Source organism: Pseudomonas sp. C9D1 (assembly GCF_056491235.1).
The window spans coordinates 3,722,892-3,746,666 of sequence record NZ_JBSZIE010000002.1; the positions used below are offsets into that span (position 1 = coordinate 3,722,892).

22 protein-coding genes and 1 other RNA gene are annotated in these 23,775 nt (G+C 66.9%); 15 read left to right on the forward strand and 8 right to left on the reverse strand.

Annotated features, from left to right (window positions below; translation table 11 throughout):
• Window positions 1–85: 85 nt before the first annotated feature.
• A complete protein-coding gene (gene ppx / locus ACXI0U_RS25060; protein ID WP_021218197.1) occupies window positions 86–1,591 on the reverse strand; it encodes an exopolyphosphatase in 1,506 nt (501 codons plus the stop codon).
• Between the two features lie 363 nt (window positions 1,592–1,954).
• Here ppx and trxA point away from each other — a divergent pair, with 363 nt between their 5' ends.
• The 5 genes from trxA to ACXI0U_RS25085 all read left to right on the forward strand — a co-directional run bounded on the left by trxA (window position 1,955) and on the right by ACXI0U_RS25085 (window position 9,861).
• Window positions 1,955–2,281 carry a thioredoxin TrxA gene (gene trxA / locus ACXI0U_RS25065; RefSeq protein ID WP_021218198.1) on the forward strand — a complete coding sequence of 109 codons (327 nt, stop codon included), beginning with the start codon at window positions 1,955–1,957 and terminating at the stop codon, window positions 2,279–2,281.
• A gap of 259 nt (window positions 2,282–2,540) precedes the next feature.
• A complete protein-coding gene (rho, locus tag ACXI0U_RS25070; RefSeq protein ID WP_021218199.1) occupies window positions 2,541–3,800 on the forward strand; it encodes a transcription termination factor Rho in 1,260 nt (419 codons plus the stop codon).
• A 131-nt stretch (window positions 3,801–3,931) separates the two neighbouring features.
• Window positions 3,932–5,398, forward strand: coding sequence for a 4-hydroxy-3-polyprenylbenzoate decarboxylase (gene ubiD / locus ACXI0U_RS25075; protein ID WP_184488293.1), 1,467 nt, complete (start codon window positions 3,932–3,934; stop codon window positions 5,396–5,398).
• Window positions 5,398–6,366, forward strand: a complete 969-nt coding sequence (locus tag ACXI0U_RS25080) for a CDP-6-deoxy-delta-3,4-glucoseen reductase (protein WP_021218201.1) — start codon at window positions 5,398–5,400, stop codon at window positions 6,364–6,366. The genes ubiD and ACXI0U_RS25080 overlap by 1 nt, the downstream gene beginning before the upstream one ends.
• A gap of 303 nt (window positions 6,367–6,669) precedes the next feature.
• Window positions 6,670–9,861: a discoidin domain-containing protein gene (locus tag ACXI0U_RS25085; protein ID WP_479550976.1), complete on the forward strand. Its 3,192-nt coding sequence runs from the start codon at window positions 6,670–6,672 to the stop codon at window positions 9,859–9,861.
• Between the two features lie 243 nt (window positions 9,862–10,104).
• Here the strand turns inward: ACXI0U_RS25085 and ACXI0U_RS25090 are convergent, their stop codons facing one another.
• Window positions 10,105–11,001, reverse strand: a complete 897-nt coding sequence (locus tag ACXI0U_RS25090) for a LysR substrate-binding domain-containing protein (RefSeq protein ID WP_043244242.1) — start codon at window positions 10,999–11,001, stop codon at window positions 10,105–10,107.
• A 213-nt stretch (window positions 11,002–11,214) separates the two neighbouring features.
• On the opposite strand from ACXI0U_RS25090, the gene ACXI0U_RS25095 reads away from it, so the two are divergent.
• The 5 genes from ACXI0U_RS25095 to ACXI0U_RS25115 all read left to right on the forward strand — a co-directional run bounded on the left by ACXI0U_RS25095 (window position 11,215) and on the right by ACXI0U_RS25115 (window position 16,651).
• Window positions 11,215–12,333 (forward strand): ABC transporter ATP-binding protein, encoded by a 1,119-nt coding sequence (locus ACXI0U_RS25095; protein ID WP_479550977.1) that lies wholly within the window; start codon window positions 11,215–11,217, stop codon window positions 12,331–12,333.
• A gap of 14 nt (window positions 12,334–12,347) precedes the next feature.
• The gene (locus ACXI0U_RS25100) at window positions 12,348–13,274 is read left to right on the forward strand and encodes an ABC transporter permease (protein ID WP_479550978.1); all 927 of its coding nucleotides are present in this window, start codon (window positions 12,348–12,350) and stop codon (window positions 13,272–13,274) included.
• A complete protein-coding gene (locus ACXI0U_RS25105) occupies window positions 13,274–14,074 on the forward strand; it encodes an ABC transporter permease (RefSeq protein WP_236208256.1) in 801 nt (266 codons plus the stop codon). Before ACXI0U_RS25100 ends, ACXI0U_RS25105 begins: the two co-directional genes overlap by 1 nt.
• A 17-nt stretch (window positions 14,075–14,091) precedes the next feature.
• Complete coding sequence (locus tag ACXI0U_RS25110; RefSeq protein WP_479550979.1) at window positions 14,092–15,126, forward strand: ABC transporter substrate-binding protein; 1,035 nt, start codon at window positions 14,092–14,094, stop codon at window positions 15,124–15,126.
• Between the two features lie 64 nt (window positions 15,127–15,190).
• Window positions 15,191–16,651, forward strand: coding sequence for an amidase (locus ACXI0U_RS25115; RefSeq protein ID WP_479550980.1), 1,461 nt, complete (start codon window positions 15,191–15,193; stop codon window positions 16,649–16,651).
• Window positions 16,652–16,718: 67 nt separating this feature from the next.
• Here ACXI0U_RS25115 and ACXI0U_RS25120 read toward each other — a convergent pair whose 3' ends face one another.
• Window positions 16,719–17,696 carry an NADPH:quinone oxidoreductase family protein gene (locus tag ACXI0U_RS25120; protein WP_021218209.1) on the reverse strand — a complete coding sequence of 326 codons (978 nt, stop codon included), beginning with the start codon at window positions 17,694–17,696 and terminating at the stop codon, window positions 16,719–16,721.
• 189 nt (window positions 17,697–17,885) lie between these two features.
• On the opposite strand from ACXI0U_RS25120, the gene ACXI0U_RS25125 reads away from it, so the two are divergent.
• Window positions 17,886–18,302 (forward strand): flagellar basal body-associated FliL family protein, encoded by a 417-nt coding sequence (locus ACXI0U_RS25125; RefSeq protein ID WP_021218210.1) that lies wholly within the window; start codon window positions 17,886–17,888, stop codon window positions 18,300–18,302.
• Between the two features lie 23 nt (window positions 18,303–18,325).
• Here ACXI0U_RS25125 and ACXI0U_RS25130 read toward each other — a convergent pair whose 3' ends face one another.
• Window positions 18,326–18,775, reverse strand: a complete 450-nt coding sequence (locus ACXI0U_RS25130) for an EVE domain-containing protein (protein WP_479550981.1) — start codon at window positions 18,773–18,775, stop codon at window positions 18,326–18,328.
• Window positions 18,776–18,978: 203 nt separating this feature from the next.
• On the opposite strand from ACXI0U_RS25130, the gene ACXI0U_RS25135 reads away from it, so the two are divergent.
• Window positions 18,979–19,107: a hypothetical protein gene (locus ACXI0U_RS25135; RefSeq protein ID WP_021218212.1), complete on the forward strand. Its 129-nt coding sequence runs from the start codon at window positions 18,979–18,981 to the stop codon at window positions 19,105–19,107.
• Between the two features lie 34 nt (window positions 19,108–19,141).
• On the opposite strand, the gene ACXI0U_RS25140 is transcribed toward ACXI0U_RS25135, so the two are convergent.
• The 4 genes from ACXI0U_RS25140 to ACXI0U_RS25155 all read right to left on the reverse strand — a co-directional run bounded on the left by ACXI0U_RS25140 (window position 19,142) and on the right by ACXI0U_RS25155 (window position 20,489).
• On the reverse strand, window positions 19,142–19,747 hold the full coding sequence (locus tag ACXI0U_RS25140) for a 5-formyltetrahydrofolate cyclo-ligase (RefSeq protein ID WP_431483128.1): 606 nt from the start codon (window positions 19,745–19,747) through the stop codon (window positions 19,142–19,144).
• Window positions 19,748–19,755: 8 nt separating this feature from the next.
• Window positions 19,756–19,934: non-coding RNA, 6S RNA (gene ssrS, locus ACXI0U_RS25145), on the reverse strand.
• 34 nt (window positions 19,935–19,968) lie between these two features.
• A complete protein-coding gene (locus ACXI0U_RS25150) occupies window positions 19,969–20,283 on the reverse strand; it encodes a cell division protein ZapA (protein ID WP_021218214.1) in 315 nt (104 codons plus the stop codon).
• Window positions 20,280–20,489 (reverse strand): TIGR02449 family protein, encoded by a 210-nt coding sequence (locus tag ACXI0U_RS25155; protein ID WP_021218215.1) that lies wholly within the window; start codon window positions 20,487–20,489, stop codon window positions 20,280–20,282. The genes ACXI0U_RS25150 and ACXI0U_RS25155 overlap by 4 nt, the downstream gene beginning before the upstream one ends.
• Before the next feature lie 157 nt (window positions 20,490–20,646).
• On the opposite strand from ACXI0U_RS25155, the gene ACXI0U_RS25160 reads away from it, so the two are divergent.
• Genes ACXI0U_RS25160 through ubiH form a run of 3 tightly spaced genes read left to right on the forward strand, consistent with a single transcriptional unit; the run spans window position 20,647 to window position 23,773 of the window.
• Window positions 20,647–21,210 carry a YecA/YgfB family protein gene (locus ACXI0U_RS25160; protein ID WP_431483129.1) on the forward strand — a complete coding sequence of 188 codons (564 nt, stop codon included), beginning with the start codon at window positions 20,647–20,649 and terminating at the stop codon, window positions 21,208–21,210.
• Window positions 21,211–21,254: 44 nt separating this feature from the next.
• Complete coding sequence (pepP, locus tag ACXI0U_RS25165; RefSeq protein WP_021218217.1) at window positions 21,255–22,589, forward strand: Xaa-Pro aminopeptidase; 1,335 nt, start codon at window positions 21,255–21,257, stop codon at window positions 22,587–22,589.
• A complete protein-coding gene (gene ubiH / locus ACXI0U_RS25170) occupies window positions 22,589–23,773 on the forward strand; it encodes a 2-octaprenyl-6-methoxyphenyl hydroxylase (protein ID WP_043244252.1) in 1,185 nt (394 codons plus the stop codon). The genes pepP and ubiH overlap by 1 nt, the downstream gene beginning before the upstream one ends.
• Window positions 23,774–23,775 lie beyond the last annotated feature (2 nt).

Consider the following 23,775-nt stretch of genomic DNA (forward strand, 5'->3'; position numbering starts at 1 on the left):
GGTCGGCGCGCTGCCGACGAAACCGCTGCAATGAAAAACGGGGCCCTTGGGGCCCCGTTTTCATGTCCGCTCGCAGCGTTCCGCTTCAGCTCACCTGCAGGCTGAAGTCGATGCGCTTGAGCCATTCGGCTTCCTGCTCGAAGTCGGCCTGGGTCAGCGGGTTGGCCGCCAGCCAGTCGTCGGGGAACTGCACGGCGAGGCTCTGCGGGCCGACCTTCAGCTGCACCGCCGGGGTCTCGTGGCTGGTGCGGATGTGGTGGAAGAGAATGGCGAAGCGCAGCAGCACGCAAAGGCGGATCAGCTTGACGCCTTCGTCGCCGAACTCGGCGAACTTGTCCTTGGGGATGTTGCGGCGGTGGCCGCGAACCAGCAGCGCCAGCATCTGCTGGTCCTGGCGGGAGAAGCCCGGCAGGTCGGAATGCTCGATCAGGTAGGCTCCGTGCTTGTGGTACTGGTAGTGGGCGATGTCCATGCCGATCTCGTGGACGCGGGCGCCCCAGACCAGCAGGTCGCGGTGCCACTCGTCATCCAGCTGCCAGTCGTCCGCCACCTGCTCCAGGGCCTCCAGGGCCTTGGCTTCGACCCGGGCGGCCTGCTCGGTGTCGGCGTGGCAGCGCTCCATCAGCGCGCTGAGGGTGCGCTCGCGCACGTCCTCGTGGTGGTGGCGGCCCAGCAGGTCGTAGAGCACGCCTTCGCGCAGGGCGCCTTCGGAGTGGGTCATGTGCTTGAGTTCGAGGGCGTCGAAGATCGCCTCGAGAATCGCCAGCCCGGCCGGGAAGATGGCACGGCGGTCGGGCTTGATGCCGTCGAGGTCGAGTTTCTCCACCTCGCCCAGCTTGAACAGCTTGCGCTTGAGCCAGGCCAGGCCTTCCGGGTTGACCTCGCCGCTGCCCATGCCCGCCGCCTGGATCGCCAGGCCGACGGCGCGGATGGTGCCCGAGGCGCCCACCGCCTGCTGCCAGCCGAGGCGGCGCAGGCTGTATTCGATGCCCATCAGTTCCAGACGCGCTGCGGTATAGGCCTGGGCATAGCGGGCGGGGGTGATCTTGCCGTCGCGGAAGTAGCGCTGGGTGTAGCTGACGCAGCCCATCTGCAGGCTTTCGCGCAGCTGGGATTCGAAGCGCTGGCCGATGATGAATTCGGTACTGCCGCCGCCGATATCGGCCACCAGGCGCTTGCCGGGGGTGTCGGCGATGCTGTGGGACACGCCCAGGTAGATGAGGCGCGCTTCCTCACGGCCGGAGATCACTTCCACCGGGTGGCCGAGAATGGCCTCGGCGCGGCGGATGAAGTCGGCGCGGTTGCGGGCCTCGCGCAGGGCGTTGGTGCCGACGACGCGCACGGCGCCTTCGGGCAGGCTGTTGGTCATCTGGGCGAAGCGACGCAGGCAGTCGAGGCCGCGTTGCATGGCCTCCTCGCTGAGCATGCGCTCGTCATCCAGGCCGGCGGCGAGCTGCACCTTGTCGCCGAGGCGCTCGAGGATGCGGATCTCCCCGTGATCGGCCTTGGCCAGGACCATGTGGAAGCTGTTGGAGCCCAGGTCGATGGCTGCGATCAGGGAAGGTGTTTCGGCGCGACGGGTCGAGGGCATGGTCTTGGTGTCTCGTTTCTGAACGGCGCCATCCTGCCACGATCGTCACGTTGCGCCAACGCGAGTCGTGGAACGCTCGTGCAAGGGAAAGGAAGGCGGCTGCGCAGAATGCCACGGTGAAGTTTCCGCTTCATGACGGCCGCCTCCTTACTATAGGCGGCGTGCAGGCATCGGCGCAGGGGCATTCGCGATGGCTGCCGAGCGAGGCGATAAATGGCCGCGGCGGATTGACGCGGAACCAGTTATCCATCAGTTTTCCCGGGTGCATCCATAGAAAGGCTCAATTGCCAGCGGCTTTCGGTCCGGGAAAAGCCGGGCTATGATGGCCGCCAATTTCCGCATCCGAACCCACGGAGAACATCCATGAGCGAACTCATCTCCCACGTTAGCGACGCCAGCTTCGAGCAGGACGTGCTCAAGGCCGAAGGCGCTGTGCTGGTCGATTACTGGGCCGAGTGGTGTGGCCCGTGCAAGATGATCGCCCCCGTCCTCGACGAGATCGCCAAGGACTATCAGGGCAAGCTGAAGATCTGCAAACTGAACATCGACGAGAATCAGGACACCCCGCCGAAATACGGCGTACGCGGTATCCCGACCCTGATGCTGTTCAAGAACGGCAACGTCGAAGCGACCAAGGTCGGCGCCCTGTCGAAGTCCCAGCTGGCGGCCTTCCTCGACGCCAACATCTGAGCCTGTCCGGGTCTCCGGCGAGCCTTCGGACTGTTTCGAGAAACCCCGCACTTTGCGGGGTTTTTTGATGAATCGGCACTAGACTCCCCCGAATGCTGGTGTTAAATTCGGGTCCGCAACGCTATTCCGTTGCCCTTCGCAAGCCGCCGCCGACGCATTCCAACTCGAATAAGCACAGCGATCCTGTCGCATCTCTGCGGCGCGGCCTCTAAAGCTCAACGCTTTCCTTCCTATCATTTCTGATACTTACGTCATTCCTATGAATCTGACCGAACTCAAGCAAAAGCCGATTGCCGATCTGCTGGAAATGGCCGAACAGATGGGCCTCGAGAACATGGCCCGTTCGCGCAAGCAGGACGTGATCTTCGCCCTGCTGAAAAAGCACTCGAAAGGCGGCGAGGAAATCTCCGGTGACGGCGTGCTGGAGATTCTCCAGGACGGTTTTGGCTTCCTGCGCTCCGCAGACTCTTCCTACCTGGCCGGCCCGGACGACATCTACGTCTCGCCCAGCCAGATCCGCCGCTTCAACCTGCGTACCGGCGACACCATCATCGGCAAGATCCGCCCGCCGAAAGAAGGCGAGCGTTACTTCGCCCTGCTCAAGGTGGACTCGATCAACTTCGATCGTCCGGAAAACGCCAAGAACAAGATCCTGTTCGAGAACCTGACGCCCCTGTTCCCGAACGAGCGCCTGAAGATGGAAGCCGGCAACGGCTCCACCGAAGACCTCACCGGCCGCGTGATCGACCTCTGCGCGCCGATTGGCAAGGGCCAGCGCGGCCTGATCGTCGCCCCGCCGAAAGCGGGCAAGACCATCATGCTGCAGAACATCGCGGCCAACATCACCCGCAACAACCCCGAGTGCCACCTGATCGTCCTGCTGATCGACGAGCGCCCGGAAGAAGTGACCGAGATGCAGCGCACCGTGCGCGGCGAAGTGGTCGCCTCCACCTTCGACGAACCGCCGACCCGCCACGTGCAGGTCGCCGAGATGGTGATCGAAAAGGCCAAGCGCCTGGTCGAGCACAAGAAGGACGTGGTCATCCTGCTGGACTCCATCACCCGCCTGGCGCGTGCCTACAACACCGTGATCCCGAGCTCCGGCAAGGTGCTGACCGGTGGTGTCGACGCCCATGCTCTGGAGAAGCCCAAGCGCTTCTTCGGTGCCGCCCGTAACATCGAGGAAGGCGGTTCGCTGACCATCATCGCCACCGCGCTGGTCGAGACCGGCTCGAAGATGGACGAGGTGATCTACGAGGAATTCAAGGGCACCGGCAACATGGAGCTGCCGCTGGACCGCCGCATCGCCGAGAAGCGCGTGTTCCCCGCCATCAACATCAACAAGTCCGGTACCCGCCGCGAAGAGCTGCTGACTGCCGACGACGAGCTGCAGCGCATGTGGATCCTGCGCAAGCTGCTGCACCCGATGGACGAGATCGCCGCCATCGAGTTCCTGCTCGACAAGCTCAAGGACACCAAGACCAACGACGAATTCTTCATGTCCATGAAGCGCAAGTAACGTTTGGTTCGCAGCAAAAAGGCCGGGGAAACCCGGCCTTTGCGTTTGCGCGATTCGCGCGGCCTTCTGAATAACCCAGTTCGGCGCTAAACTTTGCGCCCCGACCTGCACGCCCCATGCGAGGCTCAAGCATGCAGTATCGCGATCTGCGCGACTTTATCCGTGGCCTGGAAGAGCGCGGCGAGCTGAAACGCATCGCCGCCCCGGTGTCCCCGGTGCTGGAGATGACCGAAATCTGCGACCGCACCCTGCGCAAGCAAGGCCCGGCGCTGCTCTTCGAGAAGCCCACCGGCTACGACATCCCCGTGCTCGGCAACCTGTTCGGCACGCCGCGCCGCGTGGCCCTCGGCATGGGTGCGGACGACGTCTCCGAACTGCGTGAGATCGGCAAGCTGCTGGCCTTCCTCAAGGAGCCCGAGCCGCCCAAGGGCCTCAAGGACGCCTGGTCCAAGCTGCCGATCTTCAAGAAGGTCATCAGCATGGCGCCCAAGGTGCTCAAGGATGCCCCCTGCCACGAGGTGATCGAGGAAGGCGACGACGTCGACCTCGGCAAGCTGCCCATCCAGCACTGCTGGCCGGGCGACGTGGCACCGCTGATCACCTGGGGCCTGACCATCACCCGTGGTCCCAACAAGGAGCGGCAGAACCTCGGCATCTACCGCCAGCAGGTGATCGGCCGCAACAAGGTCATCATGCGCTGGCTCAGCCACCGTGGCGGTGCGCTGGACTACCGCGAGTGGTGCGAGAAGCATCCCGGCCAGCCCTACCCGGTCTGCGTCGCCCTCGGTGCCGACCCGGCCACCATCCTCGGCGCGGTCACCCCGGTGCCGGACACCCTCTCCGAATACGCCTTCGCCGGCCTGCTGCGCGGGCACCGCACCGAACTGGTCAAGGCCATCGGCTCCGACCTGCAGGTGCCGGCCAGCGCCGAGATCGTCCTCGAAGGGGTGATCCACCCCGGCGAGATGGCCGATGAAGGCCCTTACGGCGACCACACCGGCTACTACAACGAGGTGGACCGCTTCCCGGTATTCACCGTCGAGCGCATCACCCGCCGTCGCGACCCGATCTACCACAGCACCTACACCGGCCGCCCGCCGGACGAGCCGGCCATCCTCGGCGTGGCGCTGAACGAAGTCTTCGTGCCGATCCTGCAGAAGCAGTTCCCCGAGATCACCGACTTCTACCTGCCCCCCGAAGGCTGCTCCTACCGCATGGCGGTGGTGACCATGAAGAAGCAGTACCCCGGCCACGCCAAGCGCGTGATGCTCGGCGTCTGGTCCTTCCTGCGGCAGTTCATGTACACCAAGTTCGTCATCGTCACCGACGACGACATCAACGCCCGCGACTGGAACGACGTGATCTGGGCCATCACCACGCGCATGGACCCCAAGCGCGACACGGTGATGATCGACAACACGCCCATCGACTACCTCGACTTCGCCTCGCCGGTTTCCGGCCTGGGCTCGAAGATGGGCCTGGACGCCACCCACAAATGGCCGGGCGAGACCACCCGCGAGTGGGGTCGTGTCATCGTCAAGGACGAGGCGGTGACCCGTCGCGTGGACGAACTCTGGTCCAGCCTGGGTATCGACTGATGCGGGTCACGCTGCAACCATCCGGCGCGGTGCTGGAGATCCAGGCCGGCGAGAACATCCTCGCTGGCGCCCGCCGTCTCGGCTACGAATGCCCGCAGAGCTGCCGCAACGGCAACTGCCACATCTGTGCCGCCCTGCTGGTGGAGGGCCGGGTGCGCCAGGCCGGCGCCGAACTCGACCACGGCGAACTCTTCACCTGCCTGGCCGAGCCTCTGGAAGATTGCGTGCTGCACTGGGATGGCGTGCTCGCCCCGGGCGAGTTGCCGCTGCGCAAGCTCAATTGCCAGGTCAGTGCCTGCATCGACGCCGGTGGCGACGTCTGGCGCGTGCGCCTGCGTGCCCCGGCTGGCAAGCCACCGCGCTACCACGCCGGGCAATACCTGCTGGTGGAGCGCGAGGATGGCGAATCCTCGGCCTTCTCCCTGGCCTCGGCGCCCAGCGAAGGGCGCGACATCGAACTGCACATCCTCGCCCGTGAGCCCAGCGCCCTGGCCCTGCTGGAGCAGTTGCAGCGCACCGGCATCGCCCGGGTCCAGCTGCCCTTCGGCGATACCCACCTTGCCGAGCTGCCCGACGGCCCCCTGGTGCTGATCGCTGCCGGCACCGGCATGGCGCAGATGCACAGCCTGATCGAGCACTGCCGCGCCACGGGTTTCCCCCACCCGGTTCACCTGTATTGGGGCGCGCGGCGGCCGGAGGACTTCTACGAACTGCCGCACTGGGCGGACTGGCAAAGCCTGGCCAACCTCACCCTGCACCAGGTGGTCAGCGACCAATGTGGCTGGCAAGGCCGTTGCGGAATGCTGCACGAAGCGGTGAGCGAGGACTTCCCCGACCTCAAGCCGCTGCACGTCTACGCCAGCGGCTCGCCCGCCATGGTCTACGGCACCCTCGACGCCCTGGTGGCGGCGGGGATGGACCCCCACCAGATGCGCGCTGACGTCTTCGCCTACGCCCCCAGGGCGTGATCCCCACCCCAGCCACCCTCGCGAGGGCCTGCGCACTTCTGGCGGTGGCCGATTTGACGTGCATTGCCTCCAGCGGGCCCGTCTCGGCCACGAACTGCCCGCTCTCGACGCGACGCCTGCCACGGCGTCCGCACCTATCCGCCTAGGACAGGTACGAAAACACCGCCTTTTTATGTACGGCCATACGCGCCCTGCCTATGATCCCGGCTGCCGGCAAAACTCCCTATCTCATCACTCGCGCGGCCGCTTCAGCGGTCCTGTTCGCCTGGGCTCGTGCCGCGCCGTGACTATCGAGGAACAGTTATGTCGAGCTTCCGATTGAACGCCCTTTCCCGAGCCACCCGCTTATGGAGTGCCAGCCTGGGTGCGGCCCTGCTCCTGCCGAGCGGCATGGCGCTGGCCGATGACAGCCAGCAAGGCACCGAATCAGTCATCCAGGGGCATTTCATCAACCTCCAGTCATCGAATGCCAGGGCGACCCCGTTCAGCGCCGCCGAGGCCGGAACCGAGCAACTGGAGCAGGAAACCGGGATGCGCGTGCGCAGCCTCACCCCGCGAGCCGGCGATGCATTCAAGAACCTGCAGGTCATGACCGGGCAGCTCGAGGGGCGCGCGCGCACTCTCAGCGCCCCCGGGGAAATGACGCTGGCCGCGCGGCCCGATGGCAGCTTCGTTGCGCTGCTGCCGGACGCCAACGCCATCATCCGCGGCGACGCCAGTGGCCAGCAGTCGATGATCCGCTTCGACCCGGGCGCTGCCTTCGCGCCGGATGGCGTCGACTACATCGCCGGTGATGACAGCGAGATGCCGGCCTTGAAGGAGTCGCGCAGCGGCCAGCGCACATTCCAGGTCAACCGCAACATCCAGGGCGAAACCGTGATCGACCTGTTGGCCGGTTTCTCGCAAAAGGCCGCGGACTACATCGGTGACCACGAGGCCTTTGCCCTGGCCCAGGTGGCCTCGGTCAACCGTGCACTGCGACAGTCCCAGGTACAGGGCGTGCGCCTGCGCCTGGTGGGCACCCAGGTGGTGGCCCAGGACGCTCCCATCACCGGCTCCAGCCTGAGCCAGGTGCGCAACGTCTTCGCCGAAGGCATGCGTCGCTACAGCCCGGACGTGGTCGCCAGCTTCGTCATTGGCACCCCTGGCGTGGACACTGCCGTGGGTTGGGGCCACATGCCCGGGCGCTACACCATCAACTCCATCAAGTCGTCCACCGTGTTCCGCCACGAGTTGGGCCACAACATCGGCGGCGGCCACTGCTCCGATGGCAAGAGCTACACCTGGGGCTACAACAACGGCCGGGTCGGCACCATCCTCTGCGGCAACCATGTCGGCTACTTCTCCAACCCGGACGTCAAGGACAGCCGGGGCGTGCCGTTGGGCGACGCGGACACCGCCAACATGGCCCGGGTCTGGCGGGAAAGGGCGGCGCGGATGTCGGCCTACAGCCCTTCCGTCGTGCCCCTGGAAGAGGAACAGGGCACCTCGATCCTCAGCCAGAAGGTGAGCCTGAGCAGCAAACAGACGCGCTACTTCCCGGTGGACGTCCCCGAAGGCACCCGACGCCTGGTGTTCAGCGTGGTGGACGGCGAGCTCACCGAGAAGGCCGGCCAGGTCCAGTTGCTGCTCAAGCGCGGCGCCCAGCCCAGCGGCGCCAGCTTCGACTACCGCTCGGCGCGTAGCCACAACGTCTCCCTGGGGGTGAACGACCCGCAGCCGGGGCGCTGGTACCTGGCGATCAACACCGACAACCTCGCCACCCAGGACCAGGTGCTTGAGGTTCACGCCTATGGCCTGACCCAGGACAGCGCCCAGGGCCGCTACCTGAAATTCGTCGCCACCTCGGCGGTGGATGGCAAGGACACCGCCAGTGTCGCCGAGCTGCTGCTGATGGATGCCAAGGGCAAGGCCCTGCCCCGCGAGAGCTGGACAATCCTGTCCACCAGCAGTGCGGTGCCTGGCGCGGCGGTCGGCAACCACGCGATCGATGGCAACCCCAACTCCTACTGGAGCACGGCCGCAGGTGCACGCTACCCCCATGAAATGGTGATCGACCTGGGTGCCGCTAGCCGCTTCTCGCAACTGCACTACCTGCCCCGCCAGGACGCGGGCCTTAGCGGCAACATCAAGGGCTATCAGGTCTACGGCAGCAGCAGCGTCAACGGCGGCTGGAACCTGCTGGCCGATGGCGAATTCAGCGCCGACAACGACGTCAAGGCCGCATCCCTCAAGCCGGTGAACGCCGGTCAGCCTCCGCTGGCGATGATCAGCGGCAAGACCGAAGCCAACGCCGGGGACAAGATCGTCCTGGATGCCTCCGCTTCCGGCGATCCCCAGGGCAATGCCCTGAGCTTCGCCTGGGAGGCCTCGCCGCACCTGGACTTCGACTACGACGGTGCGCGCATCAGCTTCACCGCGCCGGAACTGCAGGCAGACACCCGCTATCGCTTCACCCTGACCCTGAGCAACGGCAAGCAGAGCAGCACCCGGACCCACGAAGTGCTGATCAAGGGCAAGGCCGCCAGCGCCAGTTGCAAGCCGGAATGGACCGTGAGGGGCACCTATGTCGGCAACGACACGGTGCAGTGGAAAGGGCGTCAGTATCAGGCCCGCTGGTGGACCTCCGGTGCCGAGCCGGGGCTGGCCAGCACCACCGGCCCGGACGGCGCCGGCAAGGTCTGGCGTGACCTGGGTTCCTGCCAGAGCGGCGGCGAGAAGCCGGTCGAGCCGCCGGTGGAAGAGGTCAAGCCGCCGGTAGCGGTGATTGGCGGTGCAAACGAGGCCAAGCCGGGCGAAACCGTCCACCTCAACGCCTCGGGGTCCAGCGATCCGGCCGGGCTGAAGCTCAGCTACAGCTGGAGCGTCAGCCCCCGCGTGGCCTTCGAGGCCGCTGGCAACCTGATGAAGTTCGTCGCCCCGAGGGCCGCACAGGACGTGACCTACAGCGTCAGCCTGACGGTGAACAACGGCAAGCACAGCGCAACCCGCACCCATCAGGTCAAGGTACTGGCGGAGACAGTGGAAACGGTCAAGCCGCCGCTGGCGAACATCGCTGGCGCCAGCCAGGCCAAGGGCGGTGAAACGGTGACCCTGGACGCCGCGGGCTCCAGCGATCCAGCCGGCCTGGCGCTGAGCTACCAGTGGAGTGTGACGCCCAGTGTCGCCTTCCAGGCCTCGGGGTCGAAGCTGAATTTTGTCGCACCCAAGAGCGACATGGACATCAGCTATCACTTCACCCTGAACCTGAGCAACGGCACCCACGTGGCCCGCCGTGAGCACAGCGTGACTGTCCTGGCGGACAAGGTGGAAACCCCCGCCGGCTGCCAGGGCGCTTGGAGCGCTCAGGGCACCTACTGGCTCAATGACAAGGTCAGCCACAAGGGCCGCTTCTACATCGCCCGCTGGTGGACCAAAGGCAACGAGCCCACTGCCGCCACTGTCGGTGGCGAAGGCAGCGGCAAGGTCTGGCGGGATGCGGGCTCCTGCAACTGATGCGCTCCGCTGACCGGTAGCGCGCCGATCGGCGTGTGCTAACCGGTACTTCCGGGTCCCGGGTTGGCGACATCCATCGTTGTCGTCAGCCTGGGGCGCACCGAATCCGGCATAAGCCGGACGGCCCGCAGGATAGGTAGAGCGAAGCGAAACCCATGCGGTAAGCCCGGGCAGGGTGCTCGCCGGGAAGGCTGCTTGATGGGGTTCGTACCTCTACCCATCCTACGGTCAACCGGCCGGGGATCACGCCAGCTCGGGGAATTCCGCGCGCAACTCGGCCGCGAGCCAGTCGAGGAACCACTGGATATCGGCGCTGGCCTGCTCGGTGGGCAGCAGCGCCTGGTAGCTCTCCAGCGGCGCCTGGCGCTGCACGGGGCGTACGAGGAGGCCGGCAGCCAGCTCCTGGCTCACCAGCACCTCGTTGGCCAGGGCGATGCCGTGGCCCTTCTCGGCCATGCTCAGGGCGTGGTCGTTGCTCACGTAGAGCACATCGGAACTGACCCGTACCTTGCAACCTACCGCGGCGAACCAGGCGTTCCACCATTCGCCGTCGTCCACGTGGATCAGCTTGTGCCGCGCCAGTTCGTCCGGTCCGGCGATGGGGCCGTGGGCGGCGAGGTAGTCCGGCGAGCACACCGGGAACACATTGGGTTGCAGCAGGGTGGCCTGGCACTGCGGGTACTGCCCGGGCATGCCGTAGACGATGCCCAGGTCGGCACCCTGGCCGTCCACGGCGGTGAAGGTGGGGTTGGGTTCGATGGCGATCTTCAGACCCGGCCGCAGCTGGCGCAGCGACTCCATGCGCGGCATCAGCCAGCGCTTGGCGAAGGCCGGCACGGCGAGGATGCGCAACCAGCGCGGGGCGTCGCTGGCCGCTACCTCGGCGCCGGCCTCGGCGATCTGCCGCAGCGCCCGCGACACCTTGGCGTGGTAGCGCCGCCCGGCCTCGGTGAGCACCACGCCACGCGGCGTGCGCTCCAGCAGCTGCACGCCCAGCCAGTCCTCCAGCAAGCGCACATGGCGGCCGATGGCCGGCTGGGTGACATGCAGCGCCCGTGACGCGGCAACGTAGCTGCCGAGGCGTGCGGCCGCTTCGAAGGCGCGCAGGGCGTTGAGCGGCGGCAGGCGTGGTTCGGCCATCACGGGCTCCTGGCTGTTAATTTTCTTAACAGCCAATGTAAGGAAATTGAAGTTTCCTGTCGCGGGTATTTGGCCGAGTATCCGGCCCAGGCAGCGCCATAACGACAACCCGCGCGCCCGCTCCACCCGCTCGCCACGAGCCCTCAGTCCTGCCCAGAACAACGAGAAGTCCCGCCCGCGGACAACACGCGGCGAGGACACGGAGGTAAGGCCATGAACGCCCTGCATGCAGTGCAGACCGCAGCGGTATCCATCCGCTCGGTACGCAAGGTCTACGGCGATCCGCAATCCGGGCCCGTCGCCCTCAAGCACGTCGACCTGGAAATCCGCGACAACGAGTTCTTCACCCTTCTCGGCCCATCCGGCTGCGGCAAGACCACCCTGCTGCGGATGATCGCCGGCTTCGAATACCCCAGCGCCGGCAGCATCCACCTCTACGGTGAGGACATCGCCGACCTGCCGCCCTACGAGCGCCCGGTCAACACGGTGTTCCAGCACTACGCGCTGTTCCCCCACATGACCATCGCCGAGAACCTCGCCTTCGGCCTCGAATCCCGGCCGCTGGGCAAGAGCATGAGCCGCGCGCAGGTCGCCGAGCGCGTGGCCGAGATGCTCGCCCTGGTGCAGATGGAGCGCTTCGCCGACCGTCGCCCGACGCAGCTTTCCGGCGGCCAGCAGCAGCGCGTCGCCCTGGCCCGCGCACTGGCGCCGCATCCCCGCGTCCTGCTGCTGGACGAGCCGCTCTCGGCCCTCGACCTCAAGCTGCGCCAGGCGATGCGCGAGGAGCTCAAGGCGATCCAGACCAAGACCGGCATCACCTTCATCTTCGTCACCCACGACCAGGAAGAGGCCCTGACCCTGTCCGACCGCATCGCGGTGTTCTCGGAGGGCCAGGTGCAGCAGGTGGGCACCCCGCAGGAAATCTACGAGCGCCCACGCAACCGCTTCGTCGCCGACTTCATCGGCGAAACCAATTTCCTCGATGCCCAGGTGCTTAGCCTCGATGGCACCCGGGCGCTGTGCCAGGGGCCGGGCGGGCAACCGTTCCAGGCCGAATCCGTCGACGGCGTGCTGCCGGGCAGCTGGGTCAGCCTGTCGATCCGCCCCGAGCGCGTGCACCTGGGCGGCGTCGACACCGCCGGCGCGCTGCCCTGCCGGGTGGAGGCGCAGGTGTACCTGGGCACCGACCTGCAGTACCGGGTGAGCCTCGACGACGGCACCCGGCTGACCGTGCGCATGCCCAACAGCCTGGAGCGCCACCAGCGCTTCGGCGTCGGCGAGCGGGCCGCGCTGCAGTTCGAGAACGGCAGCGCCAGCGTCCTGCTGGACTGAGCCCGGAGGCAGACATGCATCGATCGACACGCTCCGGCGCGGCCCTGCACGCGCGCCGGCAATCCCTGCGCAACCTGCTCGGCGTCAGCCCGGCACTCCTGGCCATCGGCCTGTTCCTGATCGTCCCCATCCTGCTGGTGGTCGGTTATTCGCTGATGGAGGCCAACCCCTACGGCGGGGTCGAGCCGGTGTTCAGCACCGAGGCCTACCTGTCGCTGCTGTTCGAGCGACAACTGGACGACAGCCTGGCCTTCGTCGACGCCTACCTGCTGATCGCCCTGCGCTCCATCGGCATCGCCGCGGCGACCACGCTGGTGACCCTGCTGATCGGCTTCCCGGTGGCGGTGTGGCTGGCCATGCAGCCGCCGCACAAGCGCGGCCTGCTGATCTTCCTCATCACCGTGCCGTTCTGGGCCAACCTGCTGATCCGCACCTACGCCTGGATCCTGCTGCTGCGCGAAACCGGCGTGGTCAACGGCACGCTCGTGGGCCTGGGGCTGGTCGACCAGCCGCTGCAGCTGCTCTACACCGACGGCGCGGTGCTGCTGGGGCTGGTGTACACCTACGCGCCCTTCGTGGTGCTGCCCATCTACGCGACCCTGGAGAAGATGGACATGCGCCTGCTGGAGGCGGCCCAGGACCTCTACGCCGGCCGCTGGCGCACCCTGCGCAAGGTGGTGCTGCCCATCGCCCGGCCGGGCATCCTCGCCGGCGCCATCCTCACCTTCGTGCCCTGCCTCGGCGCCATGGTGGCCCCGGAGCTGCTCGGCGGCGGCACGCGGATGATGCTCGGCAACCTGATCTTCCGGCAGTTCAGCGATGCCCGTAACTGGCCCTTCGGCTCCGCCCTGGCGCTGGTGCTGATGGCCGCGGTGATGCTGGTGCTGACCCTCTACGCACTGCGCGCCGAGCGCGTGCGCATCGCCCGGGGAGGTGTGTGATGAACCTGTTCAAGCGCCGCCTCGGCGTCCACCACTTCCCCGGCTTCGGCGGCTTCAGCCTGCTGTTCTATCTCTACCTCTACGCGCCGATCCTGGTGCTGGTGGTGCTGTCGTTCAACGCCAACCAGTCGGCCACGGTCTGGAGCGGCTTCAGCCTCGACTGGTACCGCGCCGCCTTCGCCAACCAGGCGCTGCGCCAGGCCGCCGGCAACAGCCTGCTGATCGCCCTGTGCGCCAGCCTGATCGCCACCGTCATCGCCACCCTGGCGGCGCTGGCCACCTCGCGCGGGGCGCGCTTCAAGGGGCTGCGGCTGTCGATGGGGGCGATCATGCTGCCGCTGGTGCTGCCCGAGATCGTGGTTGGCGTCGCCACCCTGGCGCTGTTCTCCACCCTCGGCCTGTCCCTGGGCTACGGCAACCTGATCATCGCCCACACGGTGTTCTGCATCCCCTTCGCCTACCTGCCGATCCGCGCGCGGCTCAACGACATGGACCTGTCCCTGGAGCAGGCCGCCGCGGACCTCTACGCCGGGCCCTGGCGCACCCTGCGCAAGGTCACCCTGCCGCTGCTGATGCCGGGGATCCTCTCCGGGCTGATGCTGGCCTTCATCGTCTCGCTGGATAACTTCGTGATCTCGATGATGGTCTCCCAGGCCGGCACCACCACCCTGCCGATCTTCATCTTCGGCCTGCTGCGCATGGGCGTGACGCCCGACGTGAACGCCGTGTCGACGCTGATCCTCGGCGTTTCCGTGCTCTTCGTGACCCTGTCCTGGCTGCTTGGCCGGGCAAGAACCTGACCCTGGAGAATTGACGCATGAAAAAGCTGATCGCTGTTCTGGGTACTTCGCTGGGCCTCGCCCTGGCTGCCGACGCGCAGGCCGCCGGCACGCTCAACGTCATCAGTTGGAGCGGCTATTTCTCACCGCAGATCCTGGAGAAGTTCGAGAAGGAGAACGGCATCAAGGTCACGGTGGACTCCTACGACTCCAACGAGACGCTGCTGGCCAAGCTCAAGCAGGGCGGCGCCGGCTACGACGTCGCCATACCCTCGCACCAGTTCGTGCCGATCCTCATCCAGGAGCAGTTGCTGGAGCGCTTCGAACCCGGCAAGGAGGCCTACTACCAGGGCTTCACCGCCAACCTGCAGAAGCCCGCCTGGGACCCGCAGGGCGCCTATGCCGCGCCCTTCATCTGGGGCACCACCAGCGTGGTGGTCAACCGCGAGCGCTACCAGGGCGAGGCGGACAGCTACGCACTGTTGTTCAAGCCGCCGGCGGAGCTGCAGGGGCGCATCAACATGTTCGACTCGGTCAGCGAGGTGATCGACACCGCCAGCCTCTACCTGGGCATCCCGCTGTGCAGCGAGGACCCCAAGCAGATGCAGCAGGTGCTGGCGCTGCTCAAGGAACAGAAACCCCATGTGCGCACCTACAGCTCCAAGGCCGGTGCCATCCGCGAGAGCCTGGCGGCCGGCGAGCTGGACATGTCGATGTTCTGGGGCGGTTCCTCGCTGCGCGCGCGGGAGATGAAGCCGAGCCTCGAATACCTGTACCCGAAGGAAGGCGTGATGGCTTGGGTGGATAACCTGGTGATCCCCAAGGGCGCGCGCAACCTCGATAACGCCAAAGCCTTCATCGCCTTCCTCAGCCAGCCGGAGAACGCCGCGCTGACGCAGAATTTCCTCAAGCACCAGAGCCCGGTGCAGGGCGTCGAGCCCTACCTCGAGCCGGGCCTCAAGGACGCGCCCGAGCTGCACATCCCCGAGGGCACCAAGGTGGTGTTCAGCCAGACCTGCGGCGCTGGCGCCATCCGCCTGGCCGACCGCCTGTGGACCAACCTGATGCGTTGATGAACACCGCCCCCGCCGGTGCGGGGGCGCATAACCAGAACGAGACGGAACGAGAACACTGCCCATGAGTCATGCAACCCCGATCAGCGAACTGGTGCGGCTGCCGGCCGCCGAGCTGGCCGAGCGCATCCGCACGCGCGATGTGTCCTGCCGCGAGGTGATGCTGGATTACCTGGCCCATATCGAGCGCTTCAACCCGGCGGTCAATGCGCTGGTCAGCCTGCAGCCGGCGGACGCGCTGCTGGCCCAGGCCGACGAGCGCGACGCCGAGCTGGCGCGTGGCACCCACAGGGGCTGGATGCACGGGCTACCCCATGCGGTGAAGGACCTCTCGGCAGTCAAGGGCATCACCACCACCTACGGCTCGCCGCTGTTCCGCGACCATGTGCCGGCGCGTGACGGCATCATGGCCGAGCGCCTGCGCGCCGCTGGGGCGATCTTCATCGGCAAGAGCAACACGCCGGAATTCGGCCTCGGCTCGCAGAGCTACAACCCGCTGTTCGGTGCCACCGGCTGCGCCTTCGACCCGAGCCGTACGGCCGGCGGCAGCAGCGGCGGCGCGGCGGCGGCCCTGGCGCTGCACCTGGTGCCGGTGGCCGATGGCAGCGACATGATGGGCTCGCTGCGCAACCCGGCGGCCTTCAACAATATCATCGGCTTCCGCCCGTCCCAGGGCCGCGTGCCCTTCGACGACAGCGCCGACCTGTTCTTCGACCAGCTCGGCTACGAGGGCCCGATGGGCCGCAGCGTGCGAGACGTGGCCCTGCTGCTCTCGGTGCAGGCCGGCGGCGATGCCCGCGCGCCGCTGTCCATCCCCGGCGATGGCGCGGCCTTCGCCGGCTCGTTGCAGCGCGACTTCAAGGGTGCGCGCCTGGGCTGGCTGGGCGACCTCGACGGCCAGCTGCCGATGCAGCGTGGCGTGCTGGAGCTGTGCCGCACCGCTCTGAAGGATTTCGAGACGCTGGGCTGCGTGGTGGAGGAGACGAGCCTCGGCTTCCCCCGCGAGCGGCTCTGGGACACCTGGCTGACCCTGCGCCACTGGCTGGTGGCCGGCGGCCTGGGGGCGGCCTATGACGACCCGACGACGCGCGTGCAGCTCAAGCCGGAAGCCTGCTGGGAAGTGGAGAACGGCCAGCGCCTGACCGGCCAGCAGGTCTACCGCGCCTCGGCGGCCCGCAGCGACTGGTACCGCGCCATCAGCCGGCTGTTCGAGCGCTTCGACTACCTGCTGCTGCCCAGCGCCCAGGTGTTCCCCTTCGACAAGACGCAACACTGGCCACAGGTGATCGAAGGCGTGGCGATGGACACCTACCACCGCTGGATGGAAGTGGTGATCCCCGGAACCCTGTCGGGCTGCCCGGTGGCCAACGTGCAGGCAGGGTTCAACGGCGACGGCCTGCCCATGGGGCTGCAGATCATCGGCCCGCACCAGAAGGACATGGCGGTGCTGCAACTGGCCCACGCCTACGAGCAGGCCAGCGACTGGTTCCGCCGTCGTCCGGCACCGCTGCTGGCGGCTGGTTAAGGCACCCGGAAAGAAAAGGGCCCGCCCCCGTTTCGTGGCGGGGGCGGGCCCAGTACTGCTCGTCGAACTAGCGGACCTTCACGACCACCTTGCCGACAGCCTTGCGCTGGCCGAGGGCGTTGATGGCGTCGGCGGATTTCTCCAGGGGGAACACCTGGGAGACCAGCGGCTTGAGCTTGCCTTCGGCGTGCCAGGCGAACAGTTGCTGGAAGTTGGCCAGGTTGTCCTGGGGCTGGCGCTGGGCGAAGGAGCCCCAGAACACGCCCACCACTGCGGCACCCTTGAGCAGGGTGAGGTTCACCGGCAGCTCGGGGATGCGGCCGCTGGCGAAGCCGACCACCAGCAGGCGGCCGTTCCAGGCGATGGAGCGGATGGCTTCGTCGAACAGATCGCCGCCCACCGGGTCGTAGATCACGTCCGCGCCCTGGCCGCCGGTGAGTTCCTTGACCTTCTCCTTGAGGCTCGACTCGCTGTAGTTGATCAGCTCGTCGGCGCCGGCAGCCTTGGCCACTGCCAGCTTCTCGGCGCTGCTGGCCGCGGCGATCACCTTGGCACCCATGGCCTTGCCGATCTCCACCGCCGCCAGGCCGACGCCGCCGGAGGCGCCGAGCACGAGCAGGGTCTCGCCCGGCTGCAGGTTGGCGCGCTGCTTGAGGGCGTGCATGGAGGTGCCGTAGGTCATGCCGAAGGCGGCGGCGGAATTGAAGTCGATGCCCTTGGGGATCGGCATCACGTTGTAGCCGGGCACGGCCACCTGCTCGGCGAAGCTGCCCCAGCCGGTCAGCGCCATGACCCGGTCGCCGGGCTTGAGGTGAGTGATCTTCTCGCCGACGGCGGCAACGGTGCCGGCCGCTTCGCCACCCGGGGAGAAGGGGAACGGCGGCTTGAACTGGTACTTGCCCTCGATGATCAGCGTATCGGGGAAGTTGACCCCGGCGGCATGCACGTCGATCAGCACTTCGTTCTTCTTCGGCTCGGGGCTGGCAACCTCTTCGAGCACCAGGGTTTCGGCTGGGCCGAAGGCTTTGCACAGGACGGCTTTCATGGACGCTTCCTCAACGTGGATGCCGGCGCGAAGGGCGCGGCAGGTTGGCCTGATGGCTTGGCAGTGTAGGTAGCCCGCCCGGTGGGTCAACGAGCATGGCCTGGCCTGATAGCCGTGCATAAGCGTCGGGCTTGGGCCGGCGAGCAGGTCTGGCTATGCTAGTCGCACGCTTATTCAGGAATCACACCCGTGAAAACCACCCTCGCACTGCTGCTGGCCCTGCTCATCCCCTTCGCCGCCCTGGCCAACGAGGAGAAGGAAGAACCCAAGGAGGGCGAAGCCCCGAAGATCGCCTACGTCGGCCTGACGCCAGCGCTGGTGGGCAACTACGGGGCGGGCCCCAAGCTGAAGTACTACAAGGCCGATATCTCCCTGCAGGTGGCGGGCGCGGACGCGGCCAAGTCGGTGGAGTACCACGAGCCGCTGATCCGCAATCAGCTGGTGATGCTCTTCTCCCAGCAGACCGACGACAGCCTGGCCACGCCGGACAGCAAGGAGAAGCTGCGCCAGGAAGCGCTCAAGCAGGTGCAGCAGGTGCTGCAGCAGGAAGAAGGCAAGCCCCTGGTGGACGACCTGCTGTTCAACAACCTGATCATCCAGCCCTGAGCTGACCGGGCCTGAGCTCGCGCTCAGCGCAGCGCGAGCATCGCCTGCCATTCCTCGTCGCGCACCGGCATCACCGAGAGGCGCGACCCCTTCTGCACCAGCGGCATCGCATCCAGTGCCGCTTGCGCCTTCAGCGTCGCCAGCGGGATGACCGTAGGGAATGCCTCGACGAATTCGACGTCCAGGGCGCTCCAGGGGTTCTTCTCGGGGCTGGCCTTGGCGTCGAAGTAGTGGCTTTGCGGGTCCAGGGCCGTCGGGTCCGGGTAGGTGGCGCCGACGATGCGGGCGATCCCGGCGATGCCCGGTTCCGGGCAGCTGGAGTGGTAGAAGAAGAACAATTCGCCCTCCTGCATGGCACGCATGAAGTTGCGCGCCTGGTAATTGCGCACCCCATCCCAGCGTGCACGACCCAGTCGTTGCAGGTCATGGATCGACAGTTCGTCGGGTTCCGATTTCATCAACCAATAAGGCATGAACTTTGCTCCTGCCGTCCGGTCCTTGTCGCGGACGAAAAATCACCAACGGGCCGACGGTCGGCTGGCGTCATAAATTGCGTGTTCCCCATCGTTGCCGGAGAATGCCGCACTTTAAGCCGGATGCCGCCAGGCAGCCCATAATTAAAAGCACCCGCCGCAAGTCATCGCGGCACGTTTGCCTTGAAGGGGGAGGCAATCCGATGAAACGCAAACCCGATCTTCTCTGGGTACTGGTCATACTCTTCGGCCTGGGCGTGGTTACCACGGGTTACACCCAGAGCCTGTGGGAACAGCGCCAAGGCGCGCCGGTCAGCATCCAGCAGCCCTGATTTCCGAGGGCGCCGCAAGGAACGCGGCGCCGCTTCAGTTTCCGCGATACCAGTCCCCGTCCGTCACCGTCGCCTGCAGGCGCACATCCCAGCTGGCCAACGGCAAGCGATCCACCTTCTGGCATTCATGGGCCAGCCCCAGCAGCGTCGGCTTCTGCCAATTTTTGCGCCGCGCGCGGTACGCCAGGCTGCGGTCATAGAAACCGCCCCCCATTCCCAGGCGCCCGCCTTCCTCGTCGAAACCCACCAGCGGCAACAGCACCAGGTCGAGTGTCCAGACCGGCCGTTGCTGCGACTGATTGGCGCGGGGCTCGAGAATACGGAAGCGGTTGCGCACCAGTTTCTCGCCCGGGCGCAGGCGCTGGAACACCATGCGCGTCGGCGGCCAGGCCTTGAGCACCGGCAGGTAGGTGGCCTTGCCGCGCTTCTGGGCCTCGCGCAGCAGCGGGCGCGGGTCGATCTCGCCGTCGGCCGGCAGGTACAGCGCCACATGGCGCGCACGGCGGAACAGCGGATGCTGGGCCAGTTGGCGGTAGAGGTCGCGGGCGGCGCGTCGCTGTTCGAGAGGAGAGAGAGTGCGGCGTGTCTGCCTGAGTAGGCGCCGCAGGGCCGGGCGGGAGAGAGTGCCGGCGCTGATCATGAAGGGTACGACTCCCCGGTTATGCCGCTGTCGGTTTAGCCCTTGAACCCGAAAGTTCAAGGTGGAGGTTGCAGGAGGCGTTAAGGCTTTCCGTCAGGCGGACATGCACACCGGCCCCACTTACAACCCCCGTGGTTGTGCGTATCGGCTCAGGGACATCACCGACTGGCAAACACACCAGGGAGCTGCCGGCGAGTATACCCCAACAGAAGGCTCTGGCGTCAGGCTTCGTGTCCATCCGGATCAGCGGCGAGCGCATGATCGACACGCTCCAGCAGGTCACGCACGCGTTCGCGGGTCGAGGTCGCTTCCTGGTCGAGGCGCTCCTGCTTGTGCAGCAGTTCGTGGGTGATGTTGAGAGCCGCCATCACGGCGACGCGGTCGGCGCCGATGACCTTGCCGCTGGTGCGGATCTCGCGCATCTTGCCGTCCAGGTAGCGGGCTGCGCTCTCCAGGTTGGCGCGCTCGTCCGAAGGACAGGCGATGCAATATTCCTTGTCCATGATGTGGACAGTGACGGTATTCGGCTGGGTCATGAATCCTGCTCCAGGGCTTTCAGGCGCGAAATCATCGCTTCGACCTTCTGCCGGGCCATTTCGTTCTTTTCGATCAGATGGGCGCGTTCTTCTTTCCAGGCTTTTTCAGCCGCCTGCAGTTGCCGGTTTTGCGACTTGAGCTGCTCAACGCGCTGGATCAGGAGCTCCAGCTTGGCGGTGAGGGCTTGCAGTTCCGCGTCTTCCATGGGCTCTCTACTTGGGCGATGAAGGGTCGGACTATATAGGAACGGCCCGATCCAGGGTCAAACCCGTCGGCGGCGGTCGATGGTCTTGGCGCGCGTGCCGATGCTAGGATACGAGGCCGTCATTCTAGTGATTGCGCCGTCTGGCGCCTAGCCACCCATGCCCAGTTCCAATTCCCCGTATTCCGCCTTCGCCACCCTGCTCGCCACCAGCGGTCAGCCCGTCTCCCCTGCCGAGCTCCATGGCCTTCTGCTGGGGCGCAGCTGCGCCGGCGCCGGCTTCGATCCCGAGCCCTGGCTGGAGGATGCCGCCGAGCTGCTCGGCGCTGAGCCACAGGACAACCTGCGCCAGGCCCTGATCGGCCTGCAGGAGATGGTCAAGGACGAACTCACCGGCAGCGAGATGGCTGTCGTGCTGCTGCTGCCCGACGACGAAACGCCGCTGGCCGATCGCGCCGCCGCCCTTGGCCAGTGGTGCCAGGGCTTCCTCGGCGGCTTCGGCCTGACCGCTCGCGAAGGCGCACTGTCCGGCGAGGCGGTCGAAGTGCTTCAGGACCTCGCCTCCATCGCCCAGGTGCAAAGCGCCCTGGAAGATTCCGAGGACGGCGAGACCGACTACATGGAAGTGATGGAGTACCTGCGCGTGGCGCCCCTGCTGTTGTTCAGCGAGTGTGCCCGCAAGCCCGCGCCGGTGGCTCCAGCGCCGAAAACCTCTCTGCATTGAACCCGCGTCACGGGCGCATGGGCGCCCCTTGGTAAGGAGCGCGCATGACCCGTATCCCGAAGTCCGAATTCGCCCGTCGTCGCAAGGCCCTCATGGCGCAGATGGTGCCCAACAGCATCGCCATCCTGCCGGCGGCGCCGGTTCACATCCGCAACCGTGACGTCGAGCACGTGTACCGCCAGGACAGCGACTTCCAGTACCTCAGCGGCTTCCCCGAGCCCGAGGCGGTGCTGGTGCTGATCCCCGGTCGCGAGCACGGCGAGTACGTGCTCTTCTGCCGCGAGCGTGACCCGGAGCGCGAGCTGTGGGACGGCCTGCGTGCCGGCCAGGACGGCGCCATCGGCGAGTACGGTGCCGACGACGCCTTCCCCATCGGCGATATCGACGACATCCTCCCCGGCCTCATCGAAGGCCGCGAGCGCGTCTACTACTCCATCGGCACCAACCCCGAGTTCGACCAGCACCTGATGGAGTGGGTCAACGTGATCCGCTCCAAGGCGCGCCAGGGTGCGCAGCCGCCGAACGAATTCGTCGCCCTCGACCACCTGCTGCACGACATGCGCCTGTACAAGTCGGCCGCCGAGGTCAAGGTCATGCGCGAGGCCGGCGAGGTCTCTGCCCGTGCCCATGTGCGTGCCATGCAGGCCGCCCGTGCCGGCCTCTACGAATACAGCCTGGAAGCCGAGCTGGAATATGAGTTCCGCAAGGGCGGCGCGAAGATGCCGGCCTACGGCTCCATCGTCGCGGCGGGCCGCAATGCCTGCATCCTCCACTACCGCGAGAACGACGCGCAGCTGAAGGACGGCGACCTGGTGCTGATCGACGCCGCCTGCGAGCTGGACTGCTACGCCAGCGACATCACCCGCACCTTCCCCGTCAGCGGCCGCTTCAGCCCCGAGCAGAAGGCCATCTACGAGCTGGTGCTGGCCTCCCAGGAAGCCGCCTTCCTCGAGATCGCCCCCGGCAAGCACTGGAACGAAGCCCATGAAGCCACCGTGCGGGTGATCACCGCCGGGCTGGTGGAACTCGGCCTGCTCCAGGGCGATGTTGCCGAACTGATCGCCAGCGAAGCCTACAAACCCTTCTACATGCACCGTGCCGGCCACTGGCTGGGCATGGACGTGCACGACGTCGGCGAATACAAGGTCGGCGGCGAGTGGCGCGTGCTGGAGCCCGGCATGGCCATGACCGTCGAGCCCGGCATCTACATCGCCGTGGACAACCAGAACGTGGCGAAGAAGTGGCGTGGCATCGGCGTGCGCATCGAGGACGACGTGGTGGTGACCAAGAAGGGCTGCGAGATCCTCACCGGTGGCGTACCCAAGACGGTCGCCGAAATCGAGGCCCTGATGGCCGCCGCACGTACCGAGGCCGCATGATGCAACGCACCCAACTGGCAATCATCGGCGGCGGCCTCGTAGGCGCCAGCCTGGCCCTGGCCCTGCAGGAAGGCGCCAAGGCGCGGGGCTGGAAGATCACCCTGATCGAACCCTTCGCCCCGGGCGACAGCTACCAGCCGAGCTATGACGCCCGCTCCTCCGCGCTGTCCTTCGGCACCCGGCAGATCTACGAGCGCCTCGGCCTCTGGCAGGCCATCGCCCGCCGTGCCGAGCCGATCCTGCAGATCCACGTGTCCGATCGCGGCCGCTTCGGCGCCGCGCGCCTGGCGGCCATCGAGGAGGGCGTCCCGGCGCTCGGCTACGTGGTGGAGAACGCCTGGCTCGGCCAGTGCCTGTGGCAGGCGCTGGATGCCGATGTGGTCACCTGGCAATGCCCCGCCGAGGTGGTGCGCATGGAGCCCCTGGCGGACGGCTATCGCCTCAGCCTCAACGATGACACCCAGCTCGATTGCGACCTGGCCGTGCTGGCCGATGGCGGCCGCTCCGGCCTGCGCGAGCAGCTGGGCATCGGCGTCAAGCGCAACCCCTATGGGCAGACCGCGCTGATCGCCAACGTCAGCCCCATGGAAGCCCATCGCGGCCAGGCCTTCGAACGCTTCACCGACGAAGGCCCGATGGCCATGCTGCCGGTGGCGGACAACCGCTGCGCGCTGGTCTGGACCCGCCCGGGCAAGGACGCCGAGCGCCTGTCGCGCCTCGACGACCGTGCCTTCCTCGCCGAGCTGCAGGAAGCCTTCGGCTACCGCCTGGGCGCCTTCAACCAGGTGGGGGCGCGGCACCTCTACCCGCTGACCCTGGTGGAAGCCGAGGAGCAGGTGCGCGCCAACCTGGTGGTGCTGGGCAACGCCGCCCACAGCCTGCACCCCATCGCCGGGCAGGGCTACAACCTGTCCCTGCGTGACACCGTGGCCCTGGCCGAAACGCTGCTGGCCAGCGAGGCGCCCCTGGGCGACTTCGCCACCCTGCAGCGCTACCTCGACAGCCAGCGCCTGGACCAGGACCTCACCGTCGGCTTCTCCGACCAGGTGACCCGCCTGTTTTCCAACAAGGAGCCGTTGCTGGCCAGCGGGCGCAACCTGGGGCTGCTCGGGCTCGACCTGCTACCGCCCGCCAAGCGCTGGTTCGCTCGCCAGGCCATGGGCCTGGGCACCCGCCCCATCTGAGC